Origin of the sequence: Streptomyces sp. NPDC005181 (assembly GCF_040608395.1) — a bacterium.
In the GTDB taxonomy this organism is placed as follows: Bacteria; Actinomycetota; Actinomycetes; order Streptomycetales; family Streptomycetaceae; genus Streptomyces.
In genome coordinates this window covers 1-8,737 of the sequence record NZ_JBEXID010000159.1, presented here as the reverse complement: position 1 = coordinate 8,737, position 8,737 = coordinate 1, and the positions used below count along the sequence as shown (strand labels likewise).

Annotated in this window: 9 protein-coding genes; 6 read left to right on the top strand and 3 right to left on the bottom strand. The window is 66.9% G+C overall.

The genetic code is table 11. From position 1 onward, the window contains the following. Window positions 1-36: 36 nt before the first annotated feature. Window positions 37-2,118 (bottom strand): NPCBM/NEW2 domain-containing protein, encoded by a 2,082-nt coding sequence (locus tag ABZV38_RS38420; protein ID WP_356333369.1) that lies wholly within the window; start codon window positions 2,116-2,118, stop codon window positions 37-39. A gap of 283 nt (window positions 2,119-2,401) precedes the next feature. Between ABZV38_RS38420 and ABZV38_RS38415 the strand changes: the two genes are divergently transcribed. The 4 genes from ABZV38_RS38415 to ABZV38_RS38400 all read left to right on the top strand — a co-directional run bounded on the left by ABZV38_RS38415 (window position 2,402) and on the right by ABZV38_RS38400 (window position 4,702). After that, on the top strand, window positions 2,402-3,262 hold the full coding sequence (locus ABZV38_RS38415; RefSeq protein WP_356333367.1) for an IS701 family transposase: 861 nt from the start codon (window positions 2,402-2,404) through the stop codon (window positions 3,260-3,262). Window positions 3,263-3,310: 48 nt separating this feature from the next. Next, window positions 3,311-3,475 (top strand): hypothetical protein, encoded by a 165-nt coding sequence (locus ABZV38_RS38410; protein ID WP_356333365.1) that lies wholly within the window; start codon window positions 3,311-3,313, stop codon window positions 3,473-3,475. A gap of 382 nt (window positions 3,476-3,857) precedes the next feature. Further along, complete coding sequence (locus tag ABZV38_RS38405) at window positions 3,858-4,169, top strand: hypothetical protein (RefSeq protein WP_356333362.1); 312 nt, start codon at window positions 3,858-3,860, stop codon at window positions 4,167-4,169. Between the two features lie 119 nt (window positions 4,170-4,288). Beyond that, a complete protein-coding gene (locus ABZV38_RS38400) occupies window positions 4,289-4,702 on the top strand; it encodes a CoA-binding protein (protein WP_356333371.1) in 414 nt (137 codons plus the stop codon). A gap of 834 nt (window positions 4,703-5,536) precedes the next feature. Here ABZV38_RS38400 and ABZV38_RS38395 read toward each other — a convergent pair. After that, window positions 5,537-5,986, bottom strand: coding sequence for a spore-associated protein (locus ABZV38_RS38395; RefSeq protein ID WP_356333361.1), 450 nt, complete (start codon window positions 5,984-5,986; stop codon window positions 5,537-5,539). Between the two features lie 694 nt (window positions 5,987-6,680). On the opposite strand from ABZV38_RS38395, the gene ABZV38_RS38390 reads away from it, so the two are divergent. Next, complete coding sequence (locus ABZV38_RS38390; protein WP_356333359.1) at window positions 6,681-7,163, top strand: VOC family protein; 483 nt, start codon at window positions 6,681-6,683, stop codon at window positions 7,161-7,163. A gap of 351 nt (window positions 7,164-7,514) precedes the next feature. Continuing rightward, window positions 7,515-8,018, top strand: coding sequence for a hypothetical protein (locus tag ABZV38_RS38385; protein ID WP_356333357.1), 504 nt, complete (start codon window positions 7,515-7,517; stop codon window positions 8,016-8,018). 35 nt (window positions 8,019-8,053) lie between these two features. On the opposite strand, the gene ABZV38_RS38380 is transcribed toward ABZV38_RS38385, so the two are convergent. After that, window positions 8,054-8,341, bottom strand: a complete 288-nt coding sequence (locus ABZV38_RS38380) for a hypothetical protein (RefSeq protein WP_356333355.1) — start codon at window positions 8,339-8,341, stop codon at window positions 8,054-8,056. Between the last annotated feature and the right edge of the window lie 396 nt (window positions 8,342-8,737).

Here is an 8,737-nt window from a genome sequence, read left to right as displayed (position 1 = left end):
CCAGGTGAGGTGTCACCTGGGTGCGGCCGAGCCGAATCAGCAGGTGGCGTTCAGCCCGGCCCAGTTGGCGCGGTCGTTGTAGCCGCCGTCGCCGGCGTCGCCGACCACCAGGTCGAGCGCCCGGACGCCGGTCAGGTCGATGTCGACCTGGCGGATGTCGTCGCGGGTCAGCACACCGCTGTCGAACAGCACCCGGCCGTCGCCGATCACCTGGAAGGTCGACGTGCCGCCCTCCGGGCCGACGTTGCGCACCGCATCGTCGATGCCGACGGTCGCGGTCAGCCGGCTGCACTGGTCGCCGAGGTAGTAGCGGACCGTGGAGGGCGAGGCGACCCCGATACCGGTCGGGTAGACCTGGCCGAGCATGCTGATCGGCGACCAGCCACCGACGCTCAGGTCGACCGTCGGGCTCATCCACCCGCTGGTGCCGCTGATCCACTGGTGGTGCGACAGTACGACGTCGCCGTCCGGCGCCGCCGGTGCGACAACTACCGCCGTGGCCGTCTCCTGCCGCAGCCGTCCCTTGCCGGTCACCTTGTACGACGTGGTGGCGGTCAGCGCGGTGCTGCCCGGCGCGGCGGTGGCCGGCAGGGTCACCGTGAAGGCGAAGGTCACGGAATGGTTGGAGCGCAGCAGCTTCGGCGCTTCACCGAGCGGACGGGCCGTCCAGCCGGCGGGCACCGTCAGCTCAACCTGCGGCGCGAAGACCGGCTGCGCACCGTCGTTACGGACGGTGACCTCGACCCGGGCCCGGTCGCCGCCGGCGACCACCGGGGCGACCCCGGCCGGCACCGCGTCGCCACCGACCTGCGTCACCTGCGGCAGGCCGGCGACGACGTGCGGAACACCGGGCTTGCCCGTGGCCGGGCCGACCCGGAACAGGGCCGCGCCGTGGGCCGGGACGGCGGCACTGATGGTGCCGGCGCTCTCGGTGACCTGGTTGGTCCAGGCGTTCTTCAGGGTGAACCGATCCCCGGACAGCCCGACCGCCGGCGCCGTCGTGGTCAGGGTCGCTGGGCTGTCGCCCCGGTTCAGCAGCATCACGGCACGGTCACCGTTGGCCAGCCGCTTCACCCAGGTCTCCGTCGTACCGGCGGGGCCGACGCGGACGGCCTGGATGCCGGCGGTGTCCTGGTTGATCGCGAGTACATCGCGGTCCGCGAGAATGCCGAGCGAGGTCTGGCTGAGCTTACGGACGTCGCTGCCGATCATCAGCGGCGCGGCCGCCACCGACCAGAGCGTCATCTGGGTACGGAACTCCTCGTCGCTCATCCCCAGCTCAGGTCCGAGGTAGTCCGGGTCGTTGAAGTGCCCCGGCCCGGCGGCCTCGGGGTGCCGCGCGTTCGCGTCGTAGTTCCGCAGCACGTCCTTGAACTTGATCTCGCCGACGAAACCCACATCCGTGTACGTCCGCCAGGACTGCGCGATCGCCGGCGCATAGGTCCAGGAGTACGTCGACTGCTGCTCCTCCGGGTAGTTGCCCCAGTCCGGGGAGGTCACCGGGTTGCAGAGGTTGAAGATCATGGGGCGCCCGCTGGCGTTGTTCCGCAGCGCCTGCGCGAACTCGGTGTAGACGGTCTTCGGGTCGAGGTCCGCGGCGATCCCGCAGAGGTAGTCCACCTTGACCGCGTCGAACTCCCAGGCGGCGAACTGGTCCGCGTCGCGCTGGTAGTAGCCGTGGCTGCCGAGTCCGCACTTGCCCGGGATGTACGGGCCGGCGTCGGTGTAGATGCCGGCCTTCAGGCCCTTGGCGTGGATGTAGTCGACCAGCGGCTTCAGCCCGTTCGGAAATTGGTCGGGGTTGGCCACCAGTTGGCCGGCCGAGCTGCGTGGGGTCGGCGCCGCCCAGTTGCCGTCGATCCAGACGTACTGGTAGCCGGCGTCGCGCAGACCGCTGCTGACCAGGAAGTCGGCTATTGACTTGACCTCGGCCTCGGTCGGATCGCCACCCAGCGCGTAGTAGGTGTTCCAGCCCATGTACGGCGTCGGGCTCAGCACCTGCTGAGGTGCTGGCGCCGTGACGGCGACAGTGCCGGCCGCTGGGCCGGCGTGGGCGGGTGCTGGCACGACCAGCAAGCCGGTCAGGAGGACGAGGAGGACAGTGAGATGTCGTTTCACATCGGATCCTTCGATCAGGCGTGCCGACCCGTCCTGGTCGTGAGTCTGAGGTACCGCTCCCTCGTGGAGGGTGCGGCGGTCGGTCTTCGGACCAGTCAATGCCCGCGCGCCTGCGGTTTGTTTCCAGGATCTTGCAGCGGTTACCGGCGCGTGTCAATAATAATTCCTAAATTACGAGTTACTGGTAGGGCTTCGTTAGGTACCCCCAACTGCCGTCTATCGGGTAGCGCGTGATCTTGTATCAGGTGTGGCACCTGAGGAGATGTGCGAGGTCCGTCCTCGCTTGGAGGCGTTCGCGGCAGAGATGCTCGGCTCGCTCGCGCGGCGAAACCAGCGGGCCAAGGGCGAGCTGTATGTGCGCGGGCTGACGCTGGATGGCAAACGCAAGTCGATGCAGCCGATGGCTGAGCGCCTGGGCGTGGACCACCAGCAGCTGCAACAGTTCATCTCCTCCTCCACCTGGGACCACGTCGAGGTGCGGCGGCGGGTGGCCCGCTGGGCGGCGGCACACATCGCCCCGGAGGCGTACGCGATCGACGACAGCGGCTTCCCCAAGGACGGCTATGACTCCCCTGGGGTGGCCCGGATGTACTGCGGCGCCCTGGGCAAGCGCGGCAATTGCCGGATAGGCGTGAGTGTCAACCTGGTGTCCGACCGCGCCTCCGCCGCAGTGGACTGGCGGTTGTTCATCCCCGAGAGCTGGGACGATGCCGAAAACAGCGGGGATACGCTGCTGGCGGAGGCGATCCGGCGTCGGCGGGCGAGGGCGGGCATCCCGGACCAGGTCCGCCACCGCGAGAAGTGGCGTCAGGCGCTGGAGATGTTCGACGAGGTCCGCGACCAGTGGGACCTGCCCGACCTGCCGTTGGTCGCCGATGCCGGCTACGGCTATGCCACCGGCTTCCGCCTGGGCCTGACCGAGCGCGGCCTCGCGTACGCGGTCGCAGTCAAGGCCGTGCTGGTCATGATGCTGTGGGGGCTACCGCTGGACGACCCGAAGCCCGCCACCACCGGACGGCTGACCGGGCAGGACACTGACCACCGACAAGCCCGACCCGGTCAACCCTGCCCTTGCCGATATCGTCATCCGCCGTGGTGGGAGCGAGTATGCGGTGGTCTCCGTGATGTCGGGCGCGGGGGCTGAGTCGGTGCTCTGGCAGGGATGACGATCACCCCGGCATGATGGTCGGTCGTGCTGCTGAGACCGGCGTACCTGGGCGTGTCGAACGTGTTCGCGATGCTGCGGCTGCTGCCGACGAGCGACCGGGACAAGGACACGGAGATCCTGGCTCTACGGCATCAGATCTCGGTGCTGGAACGGCAGCTGAGCGTGCAGCAAGTCAATACAACCAGGTGAAAGTGCGACCCCAGCGGCCTGATGCTGACTCAGCAATGAATTCCGAACGCTGGCATCATATTGACACTTCACACCTTCGTCGAGCAGCCGCATCCCGCACCCTCCCCGACATCACCCACCGGCCGTGCCGCCTGACCAACCCAGACCAGGTGGAGGCGGCGCAACTGGGTCCCGGCCGAAGGGCCAACTGCGGCCCCGGTAGCCAGCACGGGCCGCAGGAACAGCAGGCGGCGGGCGCAGATGCAGGACGGTTGCTGGAGCGGCAGGCCGCGCGACAATCGGGCGCAGCGGGGTGACGCCCTGAGCCGGGTCCTGTGGGCGCTCAGAGCTATCGGGCAGCGGGAGTCTGAATAGCCGGGGGTGGGGGTCAGTGGTGGCTGGCATGCCTCCGCAACCGGGCGCAGCGGTGGTGCCGGAGCCGCTGGCGGGCGCCGTGCGCGAGGCGCTGCTGTGGGCGGTGTCGACGTCTTCGTCGCAGCGGCTGCTGGCGGCCGCGCGGAGCGCGGTCGGGGCGGACGAGGAGGAGCAGGATGCGCTCTACGAGGCCGCTGCCTGGCTGCTCGCGGCCCGGCCGTACCGCGGAGCGGCGCACCCCGAGTTGGTGCGAGCGACGCTCCTGCGGATGAGGATCTTTCCCTGCTGCTCCTGTCGAACGGCGGATGCCCGAGGCTGCACTATTGCATACAGTATGTAAACTGGCTAACGTCTACTCATGCGACTGACGAAGCCCACAGACCTGGCGCTCCCCGTGATCATGCGGTTGGCGGTAACTGGTGCGGAACTCACCACCGCACGGTGGTGCCGGGCATGACGATTTATGGCGATGACGCGGCAATAAGGCAGATTCTCACCACTGCCAGAGACACCTGGGCCGTGGTGGGCCTGTCCGACAACCCCGAACGGGCCGCTTACCGCGTGGCCGAGAAGCTGCAGCGCATCGGCAAGAGGGTGGTGCCCGTGCACCCAAAGGCCGAGACGGTGCACGGTGAGCAGGGCTACGCTTCCCTTGCGGAGATCCCTTTCCCGGTGGATGTGGTGGACGTGTTCGTCAACTCCGCCCTCGCCGGCGGCATCGCCGACCAGGCTGTGGCGATCGGCGCCAAAGCGATCTGGTTCCAGCTGGGCGTCATAGACGAGGCCGCCTACGACAGGACTCGCGAGGCCGGCCTGCTGATGGTGATGGACCGCTCCCCGGGACGGGAGATACCCCGGCTGGCGCTGGGCTGACGCTCCCCAGCCAGCCACTGCGCGATCACGCGTCACTCACATTCCCAGGAGCCGGGAGTCAAGGCGGCGGTGACGACGCCATTCTCGTCGTCGTACTGGACGATGCGACGCTTCGCGCGCTTCAGAAGCGCGCGAAGCGTCGCATTCTGCACTCTCTCGAGAACTTGCAGAGAACGTCTCCCCTACAGCACGCCGAGCAGGGCGTTGCCCTCCCCCTGGTCGACGACCTCGAGGTAGCCCGCCAGCACCTTGGAGCGCAGGGCCCATCCGCCCTGCTTGGCGATGACGATCTGATCGTGGCCCTTCAGGCGGGAGGAGGTCGCCAGGCCCCAGCGGGGCCCGTGGCCGGTGAATCGGATCTCCAGCGTTGCCCCGGCCGCGACAACCGCACCGACTGGTCACTGAACGCCGAGTCTGCGGCCGATGAGGCAACGGCTCGCGCGGTGATGGCTTTCCTGGAGCAGCAGTTGGGCGACTTCCGGTATCGGGACAGTGCGTCACGAACCGGGTGTGCCCGGAGTGAGGGCGCGGGTGTCAGCTGTCTGCTCGGGCCGCCTGTTGCCATTGGTACGTAAGGTCAGCATCGGTGCACGGGATGTTCCTGGAGAGGTTGCTCGGTTATCGCCTCCAGGCCGCGCCCGGCAAAGGCCGAGTGCGGCGGCCCTTCCCCTGGCCGACATCGCCCCCCACTTCTGCCGTGGCAGGGCTGGCCCACTACAAGATCCCGCCCCGTCTGCGGCTCATGGATACCTTCCCGGCAACCGTCAGCGGTATGGCGGTCGGATTCCGGGTAGCGGCGGCGCGCGGGACCTTGCGGCCGGGTGATGAGCCGGATCAGCGGATTTCGGTGACCCGGTGTTCCTTGAGCGCTGCACAGTTGGAGTTTTCCACCGACACGTACACGTTGGCGATGTTGCCGCCCCAACTCACGCAGTGGCCCTTGCCGTAGACGTAGCCCGGCCCCGCGTACGACGTGTAGTTCCCGGAGTCCCCGGCCCACTCGTCGGTGTCGGGGACGTAGATGTACGTGGACATGTTCCTGGCCGTGCCCGGGTTGGAGCGGATGGTCGCGACGCAGTTCTTGCCGTTCGAGGAGTTGTACGTCAGATAGACGGTGCCCAGCGAGCCGACGGGCACCGAGTTCACGGTCTTGTAGGCACTGCCGCAGACGCCCTGCGGTGTGACGTTGGGTGCGGCGGAGGCGGTCGTGCCGAACACAGCCGTGGTGCCCACCACCAGTGTGGTTAACGCCCCGGCAGCCGCGATATTACGCATGCTTCCCATATTTCCCCCTTGTTCCTCTGAGAGCGGTTTACTCCCACTTGATGTGACCCCCGAGCGGCAAGGATGGTTGTGCCGGGTGCACACAGAGGTGCCGGGGCGTAGGTCGGGGAAGGGGAGGTCTCCCTTGTGTGCTGCTGCGAGGGCTTGGGCGTAGGCGCGTTTCCACGTGGGGTGCCAACTGGTGTTCCACCAGGGGTAGATCTCGTTGAGGGCCCGCTGGTAGCAGAAGGGGAGGGTGCAGCTGCGTGCTTCTCTGCGACGGTCGGCGACCCAGCGGCCGAGGTAGATGCCGCCAAAGTATTCGTCTGCGCGGGGGCGAGGTGACCGTGGTGGGCGGTGTAGTCACGGGCGACCTGAAGTTTGCGTTCGATGCTGTGGGGTGGGTGCTCCCAGATCATGGAGACCGCATCGAGCCGGTCGATGCGGTCTTTGAGGAGCATGTGGTTCAGACGCAGGGAGCGCTGTTGGCCGATCCACCAGCCGAGAGGCGAGCAGTTCACGGTCCGCGAGCGTAGGCTGGAGATCACGTTCCGCGAGCATGGCGCCGAGGTGCACTCGCGTCCAGGTAGCCGCAGGAGCGGGCGCTGGCAGGCGTGATCAACTACCTGTGCATCCCCTGGTGACGATGGTGTTCCGCCAGTTGCGGGCTTTCAGAGGCCATGAACCTAACCAGAAAGCGGCATAGGAGGTCGTTATGGGCACCGCAGAGCAGGACGGCGCAACGAACGTCGATGAAGAGCCGACCATGGATATGAATCTTGAGGTCGTCGTGATGCCGGTGGATGACGTCGATCGTGCCCTGCGCTTCTACCAGGGCTTGGGGTGGAGGCTCGATGCGGACTACGAGGCGGGCCCGGAATTCCGGATTGTGCAGCTGACGCCTCCGGGGTCGGGATGCTCGATCCAGTTCGGCCGCGGAGTCACCCCTGCGGCAGCAGGCTCCGCCCAGGGCATGTACCTCGTCGTCCAAGACCTCGACCAAACCCGCGCCCGACTGATTAGCCAGGGTGTCGAGGTGAGCGAGATCTTCCACCGCGTCTACGACACCGGCGCCCAAGAACAGGTAGACGGCCCAGATCCTGATGGTCTCAGCTACCACTCGTACGCGACGTTCAGCGACCCGGACGGCAATGGGTGGCTGCTTCAAGAGGTCCGAGTGCGACAGCCTGGACGATGACGGCCGCAGAACCGAGAAGATCACGCCACGGCGATCACCTGCGTGCGACCTGTCAAAGACCGAGGCAGGACAATCCCACGCCGCATCCCCCAGCGGCCGTGCGGCACGCGCTTCACACGAGCGCACCGGCATAGACCATAGACGCAGTCACCACCGCTATCCGATCAGGACGGGCTGGGACGGTTGTTCACCCCGAACCGGGGGCTCTGCGGACGCTCCTACCGCTGATCCCGCCGTCGTCCACTGACACGTCCTGTGATGCGGAGCGTCCACGGAAATGGGACTCTTGAAGCTCAGCCTCGGGGTACGGGTCACCGACTCGAGATTGATCGCTCAGCAGGAGGACCGCCCATGATCAGAGTGATGCGGCCGCTTCTTCACGGCGCTGTTGCGGGACTCGCCGGTACGACCGCGCTCAATATCGCAGGTTATGCCGACATCGCGCTTCGAGGCCGGCCCATCAGCGATACACCTGAGATCACAGTGCGCAGCCTTGCTGCGAAGCTCCGTATTCGAATCCCTGGGGACGATCAGATCCTGGAGAACCGGATCGCCGGCCTTGGCCCCTTGACCGGATACACCGTGGGGCTGGGCATGGGGGCGGCGCTGTCATTGGCACAGGCTGCTGGTTGGCCTCCGACGAAGGCTTCCCGCTATGCCGTTGCGTCTCTCTTTGCTCTAACTGTCACAAATGCGCCGATTATTCTTTTGGGAATCACGGACCCACGGACGTGGGCAACCTCGGACTGGGTCTCAGACATCATCCCGCATGTTCTCTATGCGGTAGTCACAGTCCGCGTCCTTGAGAAGCTGGAAGCAGCGGGCCCCAGCCTTGATGGCCAGATCCCGCAATGACGCCCTCGGACAGTCCTTCACCCAACCTCGATTCGTCATGGGTGATCACTGTTGCACGAGCGGCGCACGATCAGCCGCATGCCCGCCGGCCAGCCTCCACAGGTGTTGAGCGCGGTCAGTTGCGCGACCGCGTAACCGTCCTGCAGTGTGCCGTCCTGGTGCAGAGAGGTCTCCCACGCCGTTTCCGGCAGCTTGGCGATCACCTGCTCGTCCGCCTCGCCGATCTTCCAGCCGACCGTGTAACGGACCGCGCGGCATGCGGTGTTGAGGGCTTCGAGGTACGTGAGCAGGTCGTGGGTGGCTCCGGCACCGTCGACCCGCACCAGGATTTTCGCCGACGAGGAGTGCGGAATCTGGGGCCAGTGCCCCGGTGAGGACCCGGATGTGATCGGCCACCGTGTTGGCACCAGCGTTGCCTTCCCGCAGGAGCATGGCCAGCGACTCGGTCGTGTTCGCGCACCATGCTCCCAGCGGATGAAAGCCGTACGTCCTCTTGAATGTGGCCTGTGCGCCCTGTTTTTGGACGCCGAGGTGATGATGGTGGCGTCGAGATCGATCACAATCCAGCCGGTCAGGCGTTTGCCCGCCACCGTCAGCCAGGGAAACCCGCCCGGACGCAGGTGCCGCGGGCGCCGATGACGGCGCCGGCGATCCGGGCCTGGTACTTGCCCTGATGCGTCATCAGTGCCCGGCGGTTGACGTCGCCGACGGCGTAGAGC

What these genes read in the sequence shown, in the direction of transcription:
- ABZV38_RS38405 (WP_356333362.1), top strand. Translation starts at nt 3,858, where the DNA reads ATGCCTCCGCAACCGGGCGCAGCGGTGGTGCCGGAGCCGCTGGCGGGC.
- ABZV38_RS38395 (WP_356333361.1), bottom strand. Translation starts at nt 5,986, where the DNA reads ATGGGAAGCATGCGTAATATCGCGGCTGCCGGGGCGTTAACCACACTG.
- ABZV38_RS38390 (WP_356333359.1), top strand. Translation starts at nt 6,681, where the DNA reads ATGGGCACCGCAGAGCAGGACGGCGCAACGAACGTCGATGAAGAGCCG.
- ABZV38_RS38385 (WP_356333357.1), top strand. Translation starts at nt 7,515, where the DNA reads ATGATCAGAGTGATGCGGCCGCTTCTTCACGGCGCTGTTGCGGGACTC.